The organism is Pseudomonas oryzihabitans (assembly GCF_024652905.1).
GTDB classification, from domain to species: domain Bacteria; phylum Pseudomonadota; class Gammaproteobacteria; order Pseudomonadales; family Pseudomonadaceae; genus Chryseomonas; species Chryseomonas benzopyrenica.
The window spans coordinates 204,438-224,739 of sequence record NZ_CP102428.1 but is presented as its reverse complement, the minus strand read 5'-3'; the positions used below and the strand labels follow the sequence as shown (position 1 = coordinate 224,739).

Here is a 20,302-nt window from a genome sequence, read left to right as displayed (position 1 = left end):
CCATCGCCGAAGCCCAACAAGCCGCGCTCGACCTCGGCACCGTTGGGCTTCGCTGTGCTCAGCGCCAACCTACGGCGATTTGCCCACCACTCAGCGGTATCAAAGAATATTCAGCGGATACTCGGTGATCAGCCGCGTCTCGGCCACGGTGCCGCCGGTGCTTTGGCTGCCGGAATGCCAGGCCTGACGCAGGCGGAAGCTCAAATCCTTGGCCGGGCCGTTCTGCAGGACGTACTTGGCCTCCAGATCGGTCTCGTGTTCCTTGTCGCCGTCGCCATAGAGCCCGGCATAGGCCGAATCCGCCGCTACCTTGCTGCCGTCGATGCCGCTGCCACGGGTATGGCGCACCATCAGGCTCAGCCCCGGCACGCCGTAGCTTTCCATGTCCAGGTCATAGCGGGCCTGCCAGCTGCGCTCGCCCGGACCGTTGAAGTCGGAGAACTGCATCGAGTTGCCGAGCAGGATGGAATCACCGAAGGCACCTGGCACCGGCGCGCCGAACACCGCGTAGTCGAAGGGCTGGTCGCCGTGGATGCGCTGGTGGATCAGGGTGAAGGTGTGGGCGCCGGTCTGGAAGGCGGCGGCCAGCGAGCCGGCGGTGTTGGCGATGCTGCCGGCCTTGGCGCTGCCGGCGTCCAGAGTGCGGTAGAGGTTGGCGTCGAAGGTCAGACTCTGCTCGGTGGCCAGCGGCAGCACATAGTTGAGGTTGCCGTAGTACTGGTCCCAGACGTCTTCGAAGTGCCCGGCGTAGAGCGAGGCACTGAGATGATCGCTGAACTTGTAGACGCCCCCGGCATAGCTGGCCGAGGCCGCTTCCACGCCGGCGTAGCCGGCGAAGATGCCGCCGTCCGCGCCGGTGGTGCGCGGCGCCGTGGCGGCGGTGAAGTGACCGCCTTCCAGCATCAGGTGATCGACCTCCTGACTCACCAGGCTCCAGCCACGGGCAGTCTGGGGAAACAGCCAGTTACCGCCCGCCGCCAGTACCGGCGCCGTGGGTTGCTGGTCGCCGTACTTGAGCACGGTGTTGGAAACGCGCAGCTTGACGGCCGCTCCGCCCTTGCTGAATTCGCTGCGCTGGCTGCCGTCGCCGTCCACCGGCATGTTCGGGGTATTGGCGTGGCCATCGCCGCCGTCGAGCTTGAGGCCCAGGTAGCCATAGGCGTCCACCCCGACCCCCACGGTGCCCTGGGTGAAGCCCGAGGTGTAGTTGAGCAGAAAGGCCTGGGTCCAGCTGCGCGGATCCCGGCTGTTGCGTGCCTCGGCGCCATGGCCGTCGCCCTCGTTCTGGCGCAGGTAGTAGTAGTTGCGCAGCAGCAGAGTCAGGTCACCGTCTTCGACGAAGCCCTTGGCATCGGACTGCTGACTGGCCAGGGCCGCGCCAGTAAGGAGCAGGCCGGGCACGCCGAGCAGCCAGGTACGCCGACGGGCAAGGGGGGAAAACAGCGATAGCTTCATGGGCGGTTCACTCGGGGATCTCGGTGGAAATCGTTAGGTCGCGAACGAGTTTGCCAGCTAGCGCCGGCGCATACCACTTCGCTGACCGTGGTCATCGTCCGGTCACCTTCCTGTGCTGCGCTGACGGTTCGCCCTCTGCGCCCGAGATAACCCATGCCCAGCCAGCCCTTTGCCGTCGATCTCGCCTATCGCCCGCGCCTCGCCGATCTGCGTCCCCTGCTGCCAGCGCAACCCGCCGGCCTGCGCGCCGAACCCCGCATCACGCCCGCCGCCAACCTGGCGGATCGGCAGGGCTACCAGGCCGCTTTCCTGGGTGACTTCCAGGTCCCCTGGCCAGACCCGAGCGCCGCCCTGGCCACCGACGTCCATCCCCTGCCCGCCTCGGGCGATCGCCTGGACTACACCCACTTCTCGGTCACCCTCTCGCGCAGCCGACGGATGGCGCTCTGGGTCGGGGTCAATATCGATGGCGGCCAGCACCGGGACGTGCCGCGTAGCCGCGACGCCTGGGCCTATGACGGTCGAGTGCCGCTGGAGGCCCAGCTCGGTGAGGCGCTCTATGCCGACAACCTGCTCGACCGCGGCCACCTGGTGCGGCGCCAGGATCCCAACTGGGGCCCCGCCGCCGCCCAGGCCAACCGCGATACCTTCCACTTCACCAATTGCGCGCCGCAGATGGCCGCCTTCAACCAGCGGACCTGGCTGGAACTGGAAGACTATCTGCTCGACAACACCCAGCGCTGGCAGGCACGCATCACCGTCTTCAGCGGCCCGGTGCTGCGCCCGGACGACCGTGTCTATCGCGACGCCCGGATTCCCGAGGCCTTCTGGAAGGTGGTGGCCTTTCTCGGTGACGACGGCAAACCCTCTGCCAGTGCCTACCTCATCGACCAGCGCCGGGAGCTGGACGAGCTGTCCATCGCCTTCGGCCGCCTGCGCACCTACCAGTGCAGCGTCGTGCGCATCGAACAACTGACCGGCATCGATTTCGGCCCGCTGCGCGACCATGACGGCTTTTCCAACGAAGAGCGCGCCACAGGCCAGGCGGTGGAGCAGGCCATCCAGGGACCGGGGGACATCCTGCTCTAGCTGGGTTGGCCGCAGGCGCGTGACAGGCTGTTGCGCAGCCCCAGCAGGAGAGCCCGGTCAGGTAGAGTTCGGCAGCATTCGCCAACCCCAGGCGCAGCGCCCAGGTGCTGACCGCCAGGGCCGGTCGGTAGAAGGCCAGGTCGCTCAACATTTAGCAGGCCGTCAGTAGTGCGGTGCGCGGCCAGGCCAGGCTCAGGCCCATCCTGGTCTCCCCGCTGACCTATCGCCACCTGTTCGTGCCGAGCGGCCAGACAGCTGGAAAAAGCGATCACCCAAAAACGCCGATGCCCGGACCGTCGCCAGTCCGGGCATCTAGTCTTACAGCGGAAGCCGAAGGATCCGCGAGAGGGGGCGCTTAGGCAGCGACCACCTTGTTGGCCGGTTGGGTACGACGACCCAGGGCACCACCGATGGCGCCAACGATGCCACCGATCACCAGGCTGATCAGCAGCACCCAGCTGGCCTGGGAGACCTTGCGGGCGGCCACGTCAGCGGCTTCACGAGCCTTCTGCTCGGCCTGGGCCTTGAGCTCCTGGTACTTGGCATAGGCCTGCTGGTAGGTCTGCTGGGCCTTGTCGACGATGGCATTGGCCTCGGCGTCACTCTTGCCGGTACGGGCCTTGATCAGGTTGACCAGGGCCTGACGGTCGGCGGCGTTCCAAGCCTGGTCGCCACGGGCCTTGAGACGGTCCAGCAGGGCGGTCAGCTGGTCATCGGTCTGCTGTGGGTTGTTGGCGCTGTTCTGGGCGGTGTTCTTGGCATCCTGCTGGGCGCCCTGGGCCTGCTGCTGCAGATTTTCCGGCTGCAGTTCGGCTTTGCCGGTCTGGCGCAAGGCGGTTTCCAGTTCGTTCTGCAGATCGCCCAGGTCGAGCTGGATGCCCTGCTGGCGCAGTTGATCCTGAACCTGGTTGGTCAACGCCGGTGCGGCCTGGGACAGACCACTGCCGATCATCGACAGGCCGCTGCCCGCCACGTTGAGGCCGGTACGCACCACGCCGCTCACTGCGCTGGACACCAGATAGACGCTGACCAGGGTCACACTGGCCCAGACCAGGATGCCGTGCAGGGCGCCTTCGCGCTGGGCCAGGCGACCGGCGATCCAGGCACCGATGAAGACCGAGACCACGGCGCTGACGCCGACCCAGATACCGGTACCCTTGCCCAGGCCATCCAGCGGATTGGCTTCCTGCTGCGGATCGATGGAGGCGGTGCCGATGGCGGTGCCGAGCAGGCTCAGTAGCAGCGAAACCGTCAGGGCGATGACCACGCCGGCGATGATCGAACTCCAGGAGATACGCTTGAGCAAGGGGGCGGTGGCCGTGGTGGCCGCATAGGCTGGGGTTTGGCGGGCGTCGTAGGACATGGCGAGTGCTCCGGGATGGTTAAGGGAAGAACTTATTGTGGTAACGGATGGATACCCTTCCGCTTTCACAAGTTCCCAAACCAGCACGCCAGAGCCACCGAAGATCATCAGACCTCAGATATCCTCTAACCCAACAGGATATCGGCCAGCAGCTTCACATTGAGCACCACGATCAGTCCGGCGATCGCCCAGGCCAGCACCTGCGTGACCCGACCGATCACGAAAGAGCCCATCAGCTGGCGATCCGACACGAAGCGCACCAGCGGGATCACCGCGAAGGGCAGCTGCATGGACAGCACCACCTGGCTCAACACCAGCAGCTTGGCCGTGCCGCTCTCGCCATAGAGACCGGTCACCACCACCACCGGGATGACGGCGATACCGCGGGTGATCAGCCGCCGCGCCCAGTCGGGGATGCGCAGCGACAGAAAGCCTTCCATGACGATCTGGCCAGCCAGGGTCGCGGTGACCGTGGAGTTGATACCCGACGCCAGCAGGGCGACCGCGAACAGCAGCGAGGCGATACCCACGCCCAGCATCGGCGACAACAGGTGATAGGCGTCCTGGATCTCGGCCACGTCGGTGCGCCCGGCACTGTGGAACACCGCCGCGGCGGTGATCAGGATGGCGGCGTTGACGAACAGCGCCAGCATCAGTGCCAGGGTGCTGTCGGCCACCGCCCAGCGCAGGCCCATGCGCCGCCCCTCCTCGGTGCGCGGATAGGCGCGGGTCTGGACGATGGAGGAATGCAGATAGAGGTTATGGGGCATCACGGTGGCGCCGATGATGCCGATGGCCAGGTAGAGAGCGGCCGGATTGGTGATGATTTCCGCCTTGGGCAGGAAGCCGTCGGCGATCGCGGCGATGGACGGCTGGGCCAGCACCATCTGTACGCCAAAGCAGACGAAGATCAGCGTCAGCAGCGCGATGACGAAGGCTTCCAGCCAGCGAAACCCGCGATTCATCAGCAGCAGGATGAGAAAGACGTCCAGCGCCGTGAGGATGGCGCCCCACATCAACGGGATGCCGAACAGCAGATTGAGGGCGATGGCGGTACCGATCACCTCGGCCAGGTCGCAGGCGATGATGGCGATCTCGCAGGCGATCCACAGTAGCAGACTGACCGGCCGCGAATAACGTGCGCGACAGGCCTGGGCCAGGTCCAGCCCGGTGGCGATGCCCAGCCGCGCGGCCAGGGCCTGCAGCAGGATGGCCATGAGGTTGGAGAGCAGGATCACCGACAACAGCAGGTAGCCGAATTGCGAGCCCCCGGCCAGGTCCGTGGCCCAGTTGCCCGGATCCATGTAGCCCACCGAGACCATGTAGCCCGGGCCGACGAAGGCCAGCAGCCGGCGTAACCAGCTGCCACCCTCGGGTACCGGCACGCTGGCATTCATCCGCCCCAGACTGGGCCGGGCGGAAGGCGCGGACTCCTGCCAGGCTGGCTCGACATAGCTGGCGGATTCTTTCATGGCGGACTCGTGCGGCAAAATAGGAATACCCTTTGGAGAATTTAGCCTAGGCTAAAATTCACACATTCAGCAATAAAAAATCTCTATCTCATCCGTCGATAACGCCCATTGGCGAAGGAATCTTTGGTATTCGCCCGCAACTCGGTCAAAATGGCGCCCGAACGCGTCCTCTTGACGCGCCTCAGGTCTTTGCGGAGAAGGTCATTCAGGTGGGCAACATGACAAAGGACGACGAACTGCTGAATCGGTTGGTCGATCCATCCATTCATATGGAAGGTTTTCAACAGGTCCGCGAGGCGCATCGTCAGGAGCTGATCGAAGACTATGTCGAGCTCATTTCCGATCTCATCCGGGACGGCGGTGAAGCGCGCCAGGTGGACATCGCCGCGCGCATCGGCGTGGCCCAGCCGACCGTGGCCAAGATGCTCAAGCGCCTGGCCGCCGCCGGCCTGATCGTGCAGCGCCCCTATCGCGGCGTCTTCCTCACTCCTGAAGGCGAGGCCCTGGCCGAAGCCAGTCGCGCGCGCCACCATGTGGTGGAGACCTTCCTGCTGACCCTGGGCGTGGACGCCGATACCGCGCGCCGCGACGCCGAAGGCATGGAGCACCATGTCAGCGAGGCCACCCTGGCAGTCTTCCGGCGCTTCATCGCCAGTCGTCAGGCGTAGGCTGCGGCTTTAGTCGAAAGTCGCCACGGCTCCCCCTTCAGAAAATCCGGGTACCGTCGAAGTAGTGGAAGTCATACTTTCACTCCTCTTGGTGCCCTGCCATGTTCAATCGCCCTCTCAAGACCGAACTCGCCCAACTGCGGGCCGAGGTCGCCGAATTGCGTCAGCTGCACGCCGGCTTCGAAAGCCAGGCGCTGAGTCTTACCGTGGATGACCGCGGCAATATCGAGCGCGTCAACGAGCGCTTCTGCCGCGAGATGGGCTACCGCTCCGAGAACGTGGTGGGGCGTCCCCTGGACGCCTTCATTCCAGAATACGTTAAACAATTGCCCTGCTATCGCGACCTCAAGAGCGCGCTCAGCCAGGGTACCCAGACCAGCGGCATGTACCGCCTGCTGCGGGCCAACGGCCAGGAAGCCTGGCTCTATGCGACCTGGCAGCCGCTGCGCGACGCCGCTGGCCGCATCCACAAGACCATCTGCTACGCCAACGACCGTACCGAACAGGTGGAAACCGCCACCGAGCATTCCGGCCTGATCAACGCCCTGCTGCGCTCCACCGCAGTCATCGAATTCAATCTGGCCGGCGAGGTGCTCACCGCCAACGACCGCTTCCTGCAGGGCATGGGCTATTCGCTCAAGCAGATCCAGGGCAAGCATCACCGGCAATTCTGTACCAGCGAAGAAGCCAACTCCGCCGACTACCAGGCGTTCTGGGCGCGGCTCAATCGCGGGGAATTCATCGCCAGCCGCTTCAAGCGCATCGACAGCCACGGGCGTACCGTCTGGCTGGAAGCCTCCTACAACCCGGTACTCAATACCCGCGGCGAACTGTACAAGGTGGTCAAGTTCGCCACCGTCATCACCGAACAGGTCGAGCAGGAACAGGCGGTGGCCGAGGCGGCCAAGGTGGCCTTCGACATCTCCCAGCAGACCGACGAGAGCGCCCGTCAGGGGGCGGAGGTGGTGCAGGACACCGTCTCGGTGATGCGCAAGATCGCCGAGGAGCTGCAGGTCGCCTCCAACGGCATCGAGGCCCTGGGCGAGCAATCGCTGGTGATCAGCACCATCGTCAAGACCATCAGCGGCATCGCCGAGCAGACCAACCTGCTGGCGCTCAACGCCGCCATCGAGGCGGCGCGGGCTGGTGAACAGGGCCGCGGGTTCGCCGTGGTGGCCGACGAGGTCCGTCAGCTGGCCGGTCGTACCAGCAAGGCCACCGAAGAGATCGTCGGCGTGGTGCAGCAGAACCAGCAACTGGCGCAGACCGCGGTCGCCAACATGGCCGCGAGCAAGCACCAGGCGGAACAGGGCCTGCAGCTGGCCAACGCCGCGGGTACCCGCATCACCGAGATCCAGGACGGGGCCCAGCGTGTGGTCGGTGCGGTGGGTCAGTTCGCCCGCCGCCTGAACTAGCTCGCGGGCCGGCTCCCGCCTCAGGCCGGCGCCGGACGCCGCCGCCGGAGCAGCCCCAGCGCCGCCAGGGTCACGCCCAGGCTGACCAGCAGGCACAGTCCGAGCAGGCCCCGATCGCCCCAACTCTCCCGCGCCAGGGCATAGCACCAGGGCGCGGCCGCCGAGAGCAGAAAACTCGGCGCCAGCAGCTTGCCGGTCAGGCGTGCGTAGAGCGCCCGGTCGAACAATTCCAGCGGCAGGCTGGCCCGCAACACCGCCACCAGGCCGTTGAGGGCGCCATAAAGAAAGACGAAGCCGGCGGTGAGGCCGAGATGGCCTTCGCTCGCCAGCGCCAGGGCGAAACTCAGCGGCAGACCGAGGCCCAGCAGCAGATTGAGCTGACGCGCCGACAGCCGCTGCCCGGAGGCCAGCTCCGCCAGCCGCGCGCAGACCTGGCCGATGCCCCACAGCGCCGCCACCCCCACCGGCACCCCACGCTCGGCCAGCAGCGCCGGCAGATGCGCCGACAACCCCGCCGAAAGAAAGCCGATCAACGCCATCCCGGTGGCGAACAGCACGCCGGCGAGGCGTGGCGAGCCACCCCCCGCCATGGGCGGTAGCTCGGCACTGGGCAAGCGTCCGCGCACATTGGGCAGCGGCAGGAGCAGCAGCAGGCCGGCCAGGGCGATGCCGGCATAGACCACCAGCCCCAGGCGCCAGCCCAGCGCCTCCAGCAGCCAATGCCCCAGGGGCCAGAACACCGCCGATGCCAGCCCGCCGAGCAGGGTGATGCGCACCATCACCGCCCGCGAGCGTTCGCCGGCCAGGCGCGCCAGGGTGGCGAAGGCGGCGTCGTACAGCGACAGCCGCATGCCCACCCCCAGGGTCACCCAGGCCAAATAGAACAATGGCGCCGACTGGGCCGCGGCCAAGCCTAGGCAGCCTAGGGCATCAAGCACCAAACCGAGCTGCAGGGTGCGGCAGCCACCCAGGCGTTCGATCACCGCGCCGCTGAAGGGCGAGATCAGACCCATGGTCAGCATCGCCAGGGAAAAGCCGCCATAGACCCAGCGCGCATCCCAACCCAGTCCCGCAGCCATGGCCGGGCCATAGACCCCCGGCAGATAGAAGGCCAGGCCCCAGGCCAGCAACTGCATCAACCCCAGCTGCCAGATGGCGCGATCGCTCGGCATCGGCGTCATCAGCGTGTCCCCGGGGTACGCTCGCCCTCGCCCAGGCTGAGTTGCATCAGGACCGTGTCCACCCAGCGTCCATGCTTGAAGCCCACCGCCTCGAAGGTGCCGACGGTGCGAAAGCCCAGCCGCTGGTGCAGGGCGATGGAGCCCTGGTTGGCGCTGTCGCCGATCACCGCTACCAGTTGGCGAAAGCCCGCCGCCGTGCAGGCCGCGACGATATCCTCCAGCAGCCGCCGACCGATCCCCTGGCCACCCAGGCCGTCGCGCACGTACACCGAGTCTTCCGCGGTATGGCGGTAGGCCGGGCGCGGTCGATAGAGCACCGCATAGGCATAGCCCAGCACCTCGCCGTCCCGCTCGGCCACCCGATAGGGCAGCCCGGCCTGACGCACCGTCGCCAGGCGCCGTTCCAGCTCGGCCACGTCCGGCGGCTCTAGCTCGAAGCTGGCGCAGCTGTGCAATACGTGCTGGGCATAGATGGCCTGGATGGCGGGAAGATCGGCGGGGGTGGCGTCACGCAATTGCAGGGCGGTGTTCACGAGGGTGGTCCATCCAGGGGGCGATGGGGCGATCATGCCGGGACGCCCAGCCAAAGATAAAGCTATGCTCGGTTATCCCCGGTATAAGCGAAACCTTGGCATGGCCGACCTCAACCTCACCCAACTGCAGACCTTCGTCCAGGTGGTCGCCACCGGCAGCTTTTCTGCCGCGGCCGATCGCCTGGGGCTGAGCCAGCCGGCGGTCAGCCTGCAGATTCGCCAGCTGGAGCGGCGCCTGGGGCTCAAGTTGCTGGAGCGCCTGGGGCGCGGCCTCAAGCCCACCGCCGCCGGCAGTCTGCTGCTGGAACACGCCGACCATATCCAGACGGCGGTGGACCAGGCCCTGCAGGCCCTGGCCAGCCATGGCGAGACGGTCAGCGGACGGGTCGCCATCGGCACCGGCGCCACCGCCTGCATCCATCTCCTGCCGCCGCTGCTGGGCCAGTTGCGCCAGCGTTTTCCCCAGCTGGATGTGCGCGTCAGCACCGGCAACACCCTGGACGTCTTGCGCGCGGTGGAAGACAACCGCCTCGACCTGGGGCTGGTCACCCTGCCCGCCAGTGGCCGCAACCTGCAGGTGGAGCCGCTGCTGGAGGATGCCTTCGTCGCCCTGCTCCCGCCTGCCAGTCCGCTGCCCAGGGGCGCGCTGGCGCCGGCGGCGCTAGCCGAAGCGCCGCTGCTGGCCTTCGAGACCGGCAGCAGCACCCGACTGCTGATCGACGACTGGTTTCGCCGCGCGGGCCAGCCCAGCCGACCGGTGATGGAGCTGGGCAGCATCGAAGCCCTCAAGGAACTGGTGGCCGCCGGTCTCGGCTACAGCCTGGTGCCCGGTATCGCCGTGGCCACCGAACACCATCGCCAGGGCCTGAGGGTCCAGCCGCTGGCGCCGCCGCTGACGCGCACCCTGGCCCTGGTGCTGCGCCGCGACAAACCCCTGAGCCGTCCGCTGCAGCAGGTACTGGAAGCGCTGCGGCGGTTGCGCCGCTGATCGAGAGGCTCGACTTGGCAACGAACACGCCTTAACATTCAATGATTCAACGATCATTGAATTATCTAATCATGCATGAAGACAGCGCCGTATCCGCCCTCGCCGCCCTCGCTCACGCCCAACGCCTGAGGGTTTTTCGCGCCCTGGTGGTGGCGGGCACGGGTGGCCTCACCCCCAGCCAGTTGGCCGACCAGCTCGAAGTGAGCCGCAGCAACCTCTCCTTCCACCTCAAGGAGCTGGCCACCGCCGGCCTGGTGTCGGTGGAACAGCAGGGTCGCAACCTCATCTATCGCGCGGCCTACGACCAGATGAACGCCCTGCTCGGCTACCTGACCGAGCACTGCTGCGCCGGCGGCGACTGCGTGGTCAGCGAACCCTTGCGCTGTTCCTGCTGATCCTCGACCAACCCCCATCCACCGACCGCAAGACCAGGCCCGCCATGCACAGTCCCCACGCCTGCCCACCGGCAGCACCCCCAATGAACAGCTTCGAGCGTTACCTCAGCCTCTGGGTAGCGCTCTGCATCCTCGCCGGCATCGCCCTCGGCCAGCTGGCACCGGGCCTGTTCCGCTCTATCGGCCGGATCGAGGTGGCCCAGGTCAATCTGCCGGTCGGCCTGCTGATCTGGGTGATGATCGTGCCGATGCTGCTCAAGGTGGATTTCAGCGCCCTCGGCCAGGTGCGCCAGCACTGGCGCGGGATCGGCGTCACCCTGTTCGTCAACTGGGCGGTCAAGCCCTTCTCCATGGCGCTGCTCGCCTGGCTGTTCATTCGGGAAGTCTTCGCCCCCTGGCTGCCGAGCGACCAGCTGGACAGCTACATCGCCGGGCTCATCCTGCTGGCGGCGGCGCCCTGCACCGCCATGGTCTTCGTCTGGAGTCGCCTCACCCAGGGCGATCCGCTGTTCACCCTGTCCCAGGTCGCGCTGAACGACACCCTCATGGTCTTCGCCTTCGCCCCCATCGTCGGACTGCTGCTGGGGCTGTCGTCGATCGCGGTGCCCTGGGCCACCCTGCTGCTTTCGGTGATCCTCTATCTGGTGCTGCCGGTGATCCTCGCCCAGCTCTGGCGACGCGCGCTGCTGCGCCAGGGCCAGGCTGCCTTCGAGCGCACCCTGGCCCGCCTGGGACCCTTCTCGATGGGCGCCTTGCTGGCCACCCTGGTGCTGCTGTTCGCCTTCCAGGGCGAGGCCATCCTGGCGCAGCCGCTGGTGATCGCCCTGCTGGCCGTGCCCATCCTGATCCAGGTGCTGTTCAATTCGGCGCTGGCCTATTGGCTGAATCGCCTGGTGGGCGAGAGCCACAGCGTCGCCTGTCCGTCGGCGCTGATCGGCGCGAGCAACTTCTTCGAACTGGCGGTGGCCGCCGCCATCAGCCTGTTCGGCTTCCACTCGGGCGCCGCCCTGGCTACCGTGGTGGGAGTCCTCATCGAGGTACCGCTGATGCTGCTGGTCGTGCGCCTGGTGAACGGCTCGCGCGGCTGGTACGAACGCGGCGCCCTTTCCTCCCGTCGAGACCGTCCATGAACAGCGACATCACGATCTATCACAACCCCGCCTGCGGCACCTCGCGCAACGTGCTGGGCCTGATTCGCAACAGCGGCGTCGAGCCGACGGTGATCCACTATCTCGAGACACCGCCCGACCGGGCGCAGCTGGAACGGCTGATCGCGGACCTGCGCATGCCCGTGCGCGACCTGCTGCGCCAGAAAGGCACGCCCTATGCCGAACTGGGCCTGGACGATCCGCAACTGGACGACGCGGCCCTGATCGCCGCCATGCTGCGCCATCCCATCCTGATCAACAGACCCATCGTCGTGACGCCCCTGGGCACCCGGCTCTGCCGGCCCTCGGAACGGGTGCTGGAGATCCTGCCCGAGCCGCAACGCGGGCCTTTCGTCAAGGAAGACGGCGAGGTAGTGGTACCGCCTGCCGCGCCGCGCGGCTGATCGGGGCCGCCATGCGCGACATTGCCCGCGATAAGGACAGCGCCTGGCAGGTCTTCCTGATCTTTCTGCGCCTGGGCTGCACCAGCTTTGGCGGCCCCATCGCCCACCTGGGCTATTTCCGCCAGGCCTTCGTCACCCGCCGCCAATGGCTGGACGAGCCTGCCTATGCCGAGCTGGTCGCGCTCTGTCAGCTCTTGCCCGGTCCGACCAGCAGCCAGGTCGGCATGGCCCTGGGTCTGGGCCGCGCCGGGGGCTGGGGCCTGCTGGCGGCCTGGCTCGGCTTCACCCTACCTTCGGCCCTGCTGCTGATCCTCTTCGCCCTGGGCCTGGCCCACTATCCTAGGCTGGCCGACTCGGCGGCGGTCCATGGCCTCAAGGTCTTTGCCGTGGCGGTGGTGGCCCAGGCGGTCTGGAGCATGGGCCGCAGCCTGTGCTCGGATACGCCGCGCCGCCTCCTCGCGCTGGTCGTCGCCGGCCTGGCGCTCTGGCTGCCCGGTTCGGCGGGGCAACTGCTGGGGCTGGGCCTGGCCGCCCTGGTCGGTCGCCTGGTACTGGCGCCGACCGCCACGCCACCGGCCCTGGGCCTGCAAACGGGAACCTCCCGGCGCCTGGGGGTGGTCGCCCTGCTGCTGTTCCTGTTGCCGCTGCTGCTATTGCCCGCCTGGAGCAACTTGGCCGAGGGTGTCTATCGCGCCGGCGCCCTGGTCTTCGGTGGTGGCCATGTGGTGTTGCCACTGCTGCAGGCGGTGGTGGTGCCCAACGGCCTGGTCAGCGATGGCCAGGTCATGGCTGGCTATGGCTTGGCCCAGGCGGTACCGGGCCCGCTGTTCACCTTTGCCTCCTACCTCGGCGCCCTGGTGCCCTCGGCCTTGCCCGCCTGGCTCAACGGCCTGCTCTGGACCCTGCTGATCTTTCTGCCCGGCGCCCTCGTCCTGCTCGCCGCCCTGCCCTTCTGGCAGACCCTGCGCCAGAACCCCGGCTGGCAGCGCGCCCTCACTGGGCTCAACGCCGGCGTGGTCGGCCTGCTGCTGGCGGCGCTCTACGATCCGGTCTGGACGGGGGCCATCCGCGGTCCGCTGGATGTCGCCCTCGCCGCGCTGGCCCTGGCGCTGCTCTTGCGGACCCACTGGTCGCCGGTGCTGATCGCGCTGTTGGTCGTTCTATTCGTCAGTCTATTGAACTTTTAGCGCACTACCGTTTGGCGGCGTGCCACTAGTGGCCCGATGAAATTGCGGCGTGGTTCGCTGTAGCTCCGTGGAAAGCTAGGCACTGTCGGCGTGACGTTCAGCTGTATGAAACGTCTTGCCCTGCGCGAGAACGTGTCCAGCGAGCGCTCGGCCTGACATGCATTAAGGATGACCGCCATGACCTACAAGAACCCCCTGGACACCACCGCCCCGCTGTTCACCGCTGCCCTCGCCAAGGCGCCCCTGGCCGCCGCGCCCGCCAAGCCAGCCGGCACCTTCGATGGCGTCACCTACTACGCCTTCCAGAGCCAGCCGCGGCTCACCCTCGATATCAACGCCGCCCCCGAATACGTCGGCTTCGCCAAGACCTTCGATGCCAAGGGCCCGCACTTTGCGGCCGCCTCGACCCTGAGCGAACTGACCCTGACCGGTCATTGGGAAGACCAGCTGACGCGTCTCGACGGCCATACCCGCAGTGCCACCGCCAGCGACAGCACCCTCGATTCGTCCATTGCCAAGCTGACCGTCAGCCTCACCGACGTGCCGACCAATCAGTTCAATGAAGGCGACATCATCACCCTGAACAACTTCGATGGCCTGCAGACCTTCGATGGCTCTACTTCCACTGCCGGCCTGTCGATTGACTTCCTGCATGGCTACACCGAAGGCCATGACTACACCTATGCTAGCCAGAGCGCCTTCCTGAAGAGCGTGATCACCGGCAGCGGCAAGGACTCGGTGAGTGTCAGCACCATCGCCGCCGCGGAACTGGATAGCGTCGCCTCCCTCGCCCACTCGCGGGTCAAGGCCATCACCGTCGATACCGGCGCCGGTGGCGATCAGATCAACGCCCATATCCAGCAGGCTGATGTGACCATCAACGCCGGCGCTGGCAACGATTACGTTGACCTGCTGTTCACCAAAGGCGTGGCCGCCCACAACGCCAACCTGAGCGGCAGCTACGGTCACGGGGCCACCATTACCCTGGGCGAAGGGCCCGATTACCTCACCCTCGAACCCAGTCTGGTCAACTTCGATGGCAGTAGCAGCGCCACCGCCAACCGTTCCCTGGCCGCCAACCATGTGACGGTCACCGACTACAACGCGAACGATGACCACATCATCTTCGGCTTCGCGGTGTACGACGAGAAAGCCGTGGTCACCATCCAGGACGCCGCCCTGGCGAAGGCGACCAGCCTGTTCGCCGCGCTCAACACCGTGACCCAGTCCACCACCGGTCTGGTCAATGCCGCCGTCTTCCACTATGGCCAGGACACCTATGTCTTCCGTGACGCAGGCTACGAAGGCCAGGTCGACAACCTGGACTCGCTGATCAAACTGGTAGGCGTTCATAACCTCGATGACGTCGCCAGCACCGTTTCCGCTCGTGAGCGCTATGAGCCGGGCGGCACGCTTGGCTGGGGTTGATCGCCCCTGAACGCCACGGCCGCCCCAACCGGGCGGCTCGCCGGCTGCTTCTGTGAGGTATTCGTGGCTTACCACAAGAGCCGGGCACTCACAGCAGGAACCCAGGGTCTGTCTAGCGATACCCTTCCGAACACGAGGAACGCGCGATGAAGATCCTGATGGTCCTGACCTCCCACGACCAGCTCGGCGACACCGGCAAGAAAACCGGCTTCTGGCTGGAAGAATTCGCTGCCCCCTACTACGTGTTCAAGGATGCCGGTGCCGAGATCACCCTAGCCTCCCCCGCCGGTGGCCAACCGCCGCTGGATCCCAAGAGCGACGCCCCCGACGCCCAGACCGAGTCCACCGAGCGTTTCAAGACCGATCCCGAGGCGCAAAAGGCGCTGGCTGGCACCGTCAAGCTCGCTGAAGTGCACGCCGACGACTACGACGGCCTCTTCTATCCCGGCGGCCATGGCCCGCTCTGGGACCTCGCCGAATCCCGCGACTCCATCGCCCTGCTCGAAGCCTTCGCCCAGTCCAACAAGCCCTTCGGCCTGGTCTGCCACGCCCCTGGTGTGCTGCGCCACGTCAAGGCCGCCGACGGCACCCCGCTGGTCAAGGGTCGCACCGTTACCGGCTTCACCAACAGCGAAGAAGCCGGGGTGCAACTCACCGACGTGGTGCCCTTCCTGGTGGAAGACGAGCTGAAGAAGCTCGGCGCCCGCTACGAGAAGGGCCCGGACTGGGGCGAGTTCGTGGTCGAGGACGGCAACCTGGTCACCGGCCAGAATCCAGCCAGCTCGGAAGCCGCGGCGGATGCCCTGCTGACCAAGCTGGGTTGAGCGGCCCGGACAGGCAAAAGCCCGCCTAATGGCGGGCTTTTGCGGGTGCGGCTCCAGGCTCCGTGGGAATCGCTCGTACCCCTGATCAATCGTCCACAAGGATCGATCAGCTGTATCGAACCGGCCAGAAGATTCCGGACGCTCAACACGCAGGCGCCGCTTCTGGTGCGGTCGAGAGGGCACGACGCCACTCGTGATAAGGACGACAGCAACTACCGCCGCGATACGCCAGCTCTCCTGATCGGTAAACGTCTGGCGCAAGCCTTGGCACCATCGAGGCACCCTATTGCCCGGAGTCGTACACTCTGAGCCAATAGCCAGCACCAGTTCGCGCGTCCAGCTATCGCCGTCCTCTGCCTCAGTCGAGAAACGCGAGGATTCAGGCCGAGGGCACGACGGCGAGGCGGAGCCTGTCCCGCGCCCAGACGGCAAAGGGCGTCGGTGTCTTACCCGCCACCCTGTTCGCCAGCGCGATCCCGGCGTCGTGGGAGCCCGGCCCGAGGTAGGTGTAGGTCTGATAGTAGGCCAGCGTCTCGCCCAGGGCGTCGGCTTCGGGAAAGAAGCCTGCATAGGCCTCGCGAGGAACCTGGGTGAAGGTCACCTTGAGCCCCAGGCCATTGAAGGTGTCGACCAGGTCGTTGAAGCTCATGAAGTCGCCCACCAGCGGAAGGTAGGCACCGTCCCCCGTTTCTTCCGGATGCGCGAAGGCGCCCGCCACGAGATCGCCCAGCTCGCCTATGTCACCCATGTGCAGGCAACGCACCGCTGGATCGATAGGCAGCGTCCAACCCAGGCTTCCGTCCGGCTGCGTTTGCGGCCCGTACGGCCCTATGAAGTTCTGGTAGTACGCCGGTGGAATGACGAAGGTATGCCGCGAAAACCCAGCCTGCCTGACGATCGAGTCAACCTTCGCCTTCCCAGTGAACTGAGGCACCTTGAATTCGCCGCCGCTGATGGCCTCGACATCCGGCAGGGTGGACCAAATCAGATGCTGCACGTTGGCGGCTTTCGCTGCCTGGACCGCCGCCCCGGCCTGCTTGATTTCATCGGTACCGGCTTGCCAGAAGTTGGTGACGAGAAAGACGCCATAGGCCCCTTCGAGCGCCGCGGCGAGCGTCTCGGGCCGCTCCAGATCCGCGACGACCACTTCGTCAGCGGGTCCCTCGTACCCAGCCGGGTCACGCGAGAGCGCACGCACCCTGAATTGCCCGCCTTGGCTCAAGGCCCGCACGACCCCTCCACCTTGATTTCCGCTCGCACCGAATACGGCGATCAGCTGCTTTTCGCTAGACATCCTTTACCTCGTTCGATCTCGATCGGGCGCCTAGCCGGATGCCAAGCGCGCTTGTCAGGGTGACTCGAACGCCATCTTGCGTTTGGCTGACCGATGCATCAATTCTCCAAAAAATGGCATCACTTGCTATGATTTGATCCATATGAGCGAGCCAATAGAAACAGCCGAACTCGTCGCCTTCACCAAGACGGTCGAGGCCAAATCCCTTTCGCGCGCCGCGGCCGAATTGTGCATTCCGCGGGCCACCGTGAGCCGACGTCTTGCCCGCCTCGAGGAACGTCTTGGCGCTCGCCTGCTGCTTCGCACCACGCGCAGTCTGGTCCTTACCGAGGTGGGCGAGGTGTTCTATCGGGAGGCCTGCATCGCACTCGAGGCGGTGCGTCTTGCCGAGCAGAGCGTGCGCAGGACAGACGACGTAGTGCGTGGTGATTTGCGCGTCTCGACGCCGCCCATGCCGGGTCTTGGCTTCCATGCCATGCTCTGCGAATTCGCGGCGCGCTATCCCGAGCTACGCGTCCATATCCACACGTCAAACCATCACGTCGACCTGCTTCGCGGTGACTACGATGTCGCGCTCAGGGCCAGCAGCCAGCTCGAGCCCGGCTTGATCGCCCGTACCCTCTTGCGCGACCGAATGATCGCCATTGCGGCGCCTGCTTACCTGGCCGCTCGCGGCGTACCGCGCACGCACCACGATCTCAAGCATCACCACTGCTTGCTCGGCTTCACGCGTGGCGAGCTCCCGGACACTCACTGGCCCATGACCTCCGGAAGCAAGCTTCATGTGGAAGGCACCTTCTTCTCGAACGACATCACCCTCCTGTGCGAGGCTGCCGTAGCCGGGCTTGGCATCGCGCTTCTTCCCCAAGACCTGGTAGCGCGAGACCTGGAGCGTGGCGCGCTCCAGCAGGTCCTCGCCGACGTCGTCGGCACTGAACTGCATATCGCGCTGGTCTATCCCGACCGTACCTTTCTGCCGCCTCAGGTGCGTGCCTTCATCGATGCGGTCGTCGCCTGGGTACCACGCAGACGTGCCGTGGAACCCGGCGCTGCAACACTCGGGCAATTGGCTGCGTCCAGGGCTTCGCGCAAGGAAGGTGCAGCTTCCTGACGGTAAGCGAAGACCGCGCAGGCGTGGAAAGCCGGCCTTTGCCAAAGGCTTCACAGCAATGTATCGGCCCTGGAAAGGTAAAGGCCCGCAACTCCGGCCAAGTGCCATTAGTCGCGAAGACTGCAGAAAAGCAGGCGCCAGCCGACAGCCTCTCCATGAGCGCAGCCTCTAACCCTGCGCCGCCCAGGCTGGAAAGGATATTCCGTGCAGTTGGTTACCTGGTCGTATTTTCAGAGCATTGCCCGATGAAGAAAATCCTGCTCGGCGTGCGCGCCCTGATGTCCGTGCCCAAGGACAATCCTGGCCTGGTCAAGGCGCAATACCTCGCGCTGTCTCGCCAGCTGCCGATGATGTACTTCATCCTGCTGACCAACACCCTGATGCTGGCCGGCACCCACTATGCCGTCGCGCCGCGCTGGCTGGTGGTGTATTGCCCGTTGCTCATGACGCTGTTCGGCGTGATCCGGGCGGCCGAATGGTTCCGCACGCGCAAACAGCCGCGCAGTCCGGCGCAGATGCTCTCGGCCCTGAAGCGCACCAACAGGCTCGCGCCCATCGTCGCCTCGGCCTTCACCGCCTGGGCGCTGGCGCTGTTTCCCTATGGCGACAGCTATACCCAGGCGCATGTGGGCTTCTACATGGCGATCACCGTGATCGGCTGCATCTTCTGCATGATGCACCTGCTGCCCGCGGCCCTGGCCACCACCGCCGTGGTCAACACGGCCTTCGTGGTGTTCTTCGCTTCCACCACCATCGGCACCTTCGTGGCCACGGCGATCGACGTCCTGCTGGTGTCCATCGCCATGCTGGTCATCCTCAAGGCGCAGTACGGTGACTTCACCCGCCTGGTGAACATGCAGGCGCAAACAGCCAAGCTCAGCGAGGAAAACCTCAAGCTGGCCAACCAGGACAGCCTGACCGGCCTGGCCAATCGGCGGCAGTTCTTCGCCCGCCTCGATAGGCTGCTGGCCGATGCGCGCGCCCAGGGAACCCGTCTCGCCGTGGGCCTGATCGACCTGGACGGCTTCAAGCCGGTCAACGACATCTATGGCCATAGCGTGGGCGACCGGCTGCTCTATCAGGTCGGCCAGCGCCTGAGCGGACTGCTCGACGAGGACGTCCACCTGGCCCGCCTGGGCGGCGACGAATTCAGCCTGATCATCACCCGGGTCTTGAACGACGAGCAGCTGCGGACCTTTGGCGAAAAGGTCTGCGCCAGCCTGCGCGAGCCCTTCCTGCTGGTGGACATGCCCATCCAGATCAGTGGCTCGCTGGGCATCGCGACCTTTCCCGACCAGGCCTTTTCCGCCACGGACGTCTATGAACACGCCGACTACGCCCTGTACCAGAGCAAGCGCCACCGCCCCGGCACGGCCTGCCTGTTCAGCACCGCCCATCGCCAGCAACTCAATCGCGAAGGCCTGACCGAACAGGCCCTGCGTCGGGCCGACCTGGAGCGCGAGTTCTACATGGTCTTCCAGCCCATCGTGGACATCCACAGCAAGCAGACGGTGGCCTTCGAGGCCCTGGCGCGCTGGGAAAGCCCGGAGCTGGGCAACGTCCCGCCGGGAGATTTCATCGCCACCGCCGAGCGCGTCGGCATGGTCAATAGACTCACCCTGCCGCTGCTGAACAAGGCGCTGAACGCGGCCGCGCGCTGGCCCGCCGGCATCCGCCTGGCCTTCAACCTTTCCGCCCACGACTGTGCCTCCGAGGAAGCCGCCCAGCAGATCGTCGAACTGATCAAGCGCAGCGGCTTCGACCCGGCCTGCCTCGACCTGGAGATCACCGAAACCGCCGCCATCCAGGACCTGCCCCAGACCCAGCGCGCCATCAGCCGCTTTCGCGAACTGGGCTGCGGCATCTCCCTCGACGACTTCGGCACCGGCTATTCCAGCCTGAGCCAGATCCACGCGCTACCCCTGACCAAACTCAAGGTGGACCGCACCTTCGTCACCAACCTCCACCTCGACCCGGCCAGCTTCAAGATTGTCAAATCCCTGATCGCCCTGTGCCAGGACATGCAGCTGGAATGCATCGTGGAGGGGGTGGAAACCGCGGCAGAACTGGGTGCGCTAAAGAATCTTGGGTGTACTCGGGCACAGGGTTATCTGTTCGCCAAGCCTATGCGGGCGAGTGATATTAGGGGGTGGTTGGAGGGGGAGCATTTGAACAGGGTACTAGCGGTTTGATCTGTTAGGAGGGCCAGGGAGCTTGTGGCCATATCCCCGCGGCAGTCCTAATCCGTCAACCGCGCCTAATTCGTAATTTTCCTCAAGCCTAAAGAGCAGCATTCTCAGTCTACGAAAAGACTGTCCGATTCTGGAGGATACCCAGCATGACTAAT

The 20,302-nt window shown here is 65.9% G+C and carries 18 protein-coding genes; 12 read left to right on the top strand and 6 right to left on the bottom strand.

The window, feature by feature from the left end:
• Positions 1–99 precede the first annotated feature (99 nt).
• Complete coding sequence (locus tag NRG74_RS01030; RefSeq protein WP_257705528.1) at positions 100–1,455, bottom strand: OprD family porin; 1,356 nt, start codon at positions 1,453–1,455, stop codon at positions 100–102.
• A gap of 153 nt (positions 1,456–1,608) precedes the next feature.
• On the opposite strand from NRG74_RS01030, the gene NRG74_RS01025 reads away from it, so the two are divergent.
• Positions 1,609–2,544, top strand: a complete 936-nt coding sequence (locus tag NRG74_RS01025; RefSeq protein ID WP_257705527.1) for a DNA/RNA non-specific endonuclease — start codon at positions 1,609–1,611, stop codon at positions 2,542–2,544.
• A gap of 355 nt (positions 2,545–2,899) precedes the next feature.
• Here the strand turns inward: NRG74_RS01025 and NRG74_RS01020 are convergent, their stop codons facing one another.
• Both NRG74_RS01020 and NRG74_RS01015 read right to left on the bottom strand, forming a co-directional pair.
• Complete coding sequence (locus tag NRG74_RS01020) at positions 2,900–3,907, bottom strand: hypothetical protein (RefSeq protein WP_257705526.1); 1,008 nt, start codon at positions 3,905–3,907, stop codon at positions 2,900–2,902.
• 125 nt (positions 3,908–4,032) lie between these two features.
• Positions 4,033–5,304: an Nramp family divalent metal transporter gene (locus NRG74_RS01015; RefSeq protein WP_017640021.1), complete on the bottom strand. Its 1,272-nt coding sequence runs from the start codon at positions 5,302–5,304 to the stop codon at positions 4,033–4,035.
• A gap of 293 nt (positions 5,305–5,597) precedes the next feature.
• Between NRG74_RS01015 and mntR the strand changes: the two genes are divergently transcribed.
• Both mntR and NRG74_RS01005 read left to right on the top strand, forming a co-directional pair.
• Entirely contained in the window at positions 5,598–6,047 is a 450-nt protein-coding gene (gene mntR, locus NRG74_RS01010) for a manganese-binding transcriptional regulator MntR (RefSeq protein WP_017640022.1), read from the top strand.
• 101 nt (positions 6,048–6,148) lie between these two features.
• A complete protein-coding gene (locus tag NRG74_RS01005) occupies positions 6,149–7,462 on the top strand; it encodes a methyl-accepting chemotaxis protein (RefSeq protein WP_160923334.1) in 1,314 nt (437 codons plus the stop codon).
• Positions 7,463–7,482: 20 nt separating this feature from the next.
• Here the strand turns inward: NRG74_RS01005 and NRG74_RS01000 are convergent, their stop codons facing one another.
• Together NRG74_RS01000 and NRG74_RS00995 are read right to left on the bottom strand one after the other, a co-directional pair.
• Positions 7,483–8,643, bottom strand: a complete 1,161-nt coding sequence (locus NRG74_RS01000; protein ID WP_257705525.1) for an MFS transporter — start codon at positions 8,641–8,643, stop codon at positions 7,483–7,485.
• The gene (locus NRG74_RS00995; RefSeq protein ID WP_257705524.1) at positions 8,643–9,176 is read right to left on the bottom strand and encodes a GNAT family N-acetyltransferase; all 534 of its coding nucleotides are present in this window, start codon (positions 9,174–9,176) and stop codon (positions 8,643–8,645) included. Before NRG74_RS00995 ends, NRG74_RS01000 begins: the two co-directional genes overlap by 1 nt.
• Positions 9,177–9,240: 64 nt before the next feature.
• Between NRG74_RS00995 and NRG74_RS00990 the strand changes: the two genes are divergently transcribed.
• The 7 genes from NRG74_RS00990 to NRG74_RS00960 all read left to right on the top strand — a co-directional run bounded on the left by NRG74_RS00990 (position 9,241) and on the right by NRG74_RS00960 (position 15,550).
• Complete coding sequence (locus tag NRG74_RS00990) at positions 9,241–10,164, top strand: LysR family transcriptional regulator (RefSeq protein WP_257705523.1); 924 nt, start codon at positions 9,241–9,243, stop codon at positions 10,162–10,164.
• A 71-nt stretch (positions 10,165–10,235) separates the two neighbouring features.
• Positions 10,236–10,559 (top strand): ArsR/SmtB family transcription factor, encoded by a 324-nt coding sequence (locus NRG74_RS00985; RefSeq protein WP_064309359.1) that lies wholly within the window; start codon positions 10,236–10,238, stop codon positions 10,557–10,559.
• 83 nt (positions 10,560–10,642) lie between these two features.
• Positions 10,643–11,689 (top strand): ACR3 family arsenite efflux transporter, encoded by a 1,047-nt coding sequence (gene arsB / locus NRG74_RS00980; protein WP_257706545.1) that lies wholly within the window; start codon positions 10,643–10,645, stop codon positions 11,687–11,689.
• Positions 11,686–12,111 (top strand): arsenate reductase (glutaredoxin), encoded by a 426-nt coding sequence (gene arsC / locus NRG74_RS00975; RefSeq protein ID WP_257705522.1) that lies wholly within the window; start codon positions 11,686–11,688, stop codon positions 12,109–12,111. The genes arsB and arsC overlap by 4 nt, the downstream gene beginning before the upstream one ends.
• Before the next feature lie 11 nt (positions 12,112–12,122).
• Positions 12,123–13,298: a chromate efflux transporter gene (gene chrA / locus NRG74_RS00970; protein WP_257705521.1), complete on the top strand. Its 1,176-nt coding sequence runs from the start codon at positions 12,123–12,125 to the stop codon at positions 13,296–13,298.
• A 177-nt stretch (positions 13,299–13,475) separates the two neighbouring features.
• On the top strand, positions 13,476–14,726 hold the full coding sequence (locus NRG74_RS00965) for a hypothetical protein (protein WP_257705520.1): 1,251 nt from the start codon (positions 13,476–13,478) through the stop codon (positions 14,724–14,726).
• A gap of 146 nt (positions 14,727–14,872) precedes the next feature.
• A complete protein-coding gene (locus NRG74_RS00960) occupies positions 14,873–15,550 on the top strand; it encodes a type 1 glutamine amidotransferase domain-containing protein (RefSeq protein WP_017640032.1) in 678 nt (225 codons plus the stop codon).
• Between the two features lie 379 nt (positions 15,551–15,929).
• Here NRG74_RS00960 and NRG74_RS00955 read toward each other — a convergent pair whose 3' ends face one another.
• On the bottom strand, positions 15,930–16,844 hold the full coding sequence (locus NRG74_RS00955) for an NmrA/HSCARG family protein (protein WP_257705519.1): 915 nt from the start codon (positions 16,842–16,844) through the stop codon (positions 15,930–15,932).
• Positions 16,845–16,920: 76 nt separating this feature from the next.
• Here NRG74_RS00955 and NRG74_RS00950 point away from each other — a divergent pair, with 76 nt between their 5' ends.
• Together NRG74_RS00950 and NRG74_RS00945 are read left to right on the top strand one after the other, a co-directional pair.
• Positions 16,921–17,955: a LysR family transcriptional regulator gene (locus NRG74_RS00950; protein ID WP_257705518.1), complete on the top strand. Its 1,035-nt coding sequence runs from the start codon at positions 16,921–16,923 to the stop codon at positions 17,953–17,955.
• A gap of 245 nt (positions 17,956–18,200) precedes the next feature.
• The gene (locus NRG74_RS00945) at positions 18,201–20,147 is read left to right on the top strand and encodes a putative bifunctional diguanylate cyclase/phosphodiesterase (protein WP_257705517.1); all 1,947 of its coding nucleotides are present in this window, start codon (positions 18,201–18,203) and stop codon (positions 20,145–20,147) included.
• Positions 20,148–20,302 lie beyond the last annotated feature (155 nt).

What these genes read in the sequence shown, in the direction of transcription:
- NRG74_RS01030 (WP_257705528.1), bottom strand. Translation starts at nt 1,455, where the DNA reads ATGAAGCTATCGCTGTTTTCCCCCCTTGCCCGTCGGCGTACCTGGCTG.
- NRG74_RS01025 (WP_257705527.1), top strand. Translation starts at nt 1,609, where the DNA reads ATGCCCAGCCAGCCCTTTGCCGTCGATCTCGCCTATCGCCCGCGCCTC.
- NRG74_RS01020 (WP_257705526.1), bottom strand. Translation starts at nt 3,907, where the DNA reads ATGTCCTACGACGCCCGCCAAACCCCAGCCTATGCGGCCACCACGGCC.
- NRG74_RS01015 (WP_017640021.1), bottom strand. Translation starts at nt 5,304, where the DNA reads ATGAATGCCAGCGTGCCGGTACCCGAGGGTGGCAGCTGGTTACGCCGG.
- mntR (WP_017640022.1), top strand. Translation starts at nt 5,598, where the DNA reads ATGACAAAGGACGACGAACTGCTGAATCGGTTGGTCGATCCATCCATT.
- NRG74_RS01005 (WP_160923334.1), top strand. Translation starts at nt 6,149, where the DNA reads ATGTTCAATCGCCCTCTCAAGACCGAACTCGCCCAACTGCGGGCCGAG.
- NRG74_RS01000 (WP_257705525.1), bottom strand. Translation starts at nt 8,643, where the DNA reads ATGACGCCGATGCCGAGCGATCGCGCCATCTGGCAGCTGGGGTTGATG.
- NRG74_RS00990 (WP_257705523.1), top strand. Translation starts at nt 9,241, where the DNA reads ATGCTCGGTTATCCCCGGTATAAGCGAAACCTTGGCATGGCCGACCTC.
- NRG74_RS00985 (WP_064309359.1), top strand. Translation starts at nt 10,236, where the DNA reads ATGCATGAAGACAGCGCCGTATCCGCCCTCGCCGCCCTCGCTCACGCC.
- arsB (WP_257706545.1), top strand. Translation starts at nt 10,643, where the DNA reads ATGAACAGCTTCGAGCGTTACCTCAGCCTCTGGGTAGCGCTCTGCATC.
- arsC (WP_257705522.1), top strand. Translation starts at nt 11,686, where the DNA reads ATGAACAGCGACATCACGATCTATCACAACCCCGCCTGCGGCACCTCG.
- chrA (WP_257705521.1), top strand. Translation starts at nt 12,123, where the DNA reads ATGCGCGACATTGCCCGCGATAAGGACAGCGCCTGGCAGGTCTTCCTG.
- NRG74_RS00965 (WP_257705520.1), top strand. Translation starts at nt 13,476, where the DNA reads ATGACCTACAAGAACCCCCTGGACACCACCGCCCCGCTGTTCACCGCT.
- NRG74_RS00960 (WP_017640032.1), top strand. Translation starts at nt 14,873, where the DNA reads ATGAAGATCCTGATGGTCCTGACCTCCCACGACCAGCTCGGCGACACC.
- NRG74_RS00955 (WP_257705519.1), bottom strand. Translation starts at nt 16,844, where the DNA reads ATGTCTAGCGAAAAGCAGCTGATCGCCGTATTCGGTGCGAGCGGAAAT.
- NRG74_RS00945 (WP_257705517.1), top strand. Translation starts at nt 18,201, where the DNA reads ATGAAGAAAATCCTGCTCGGCGTGCGCGCCCTGATGTCCGTGCCCAAG.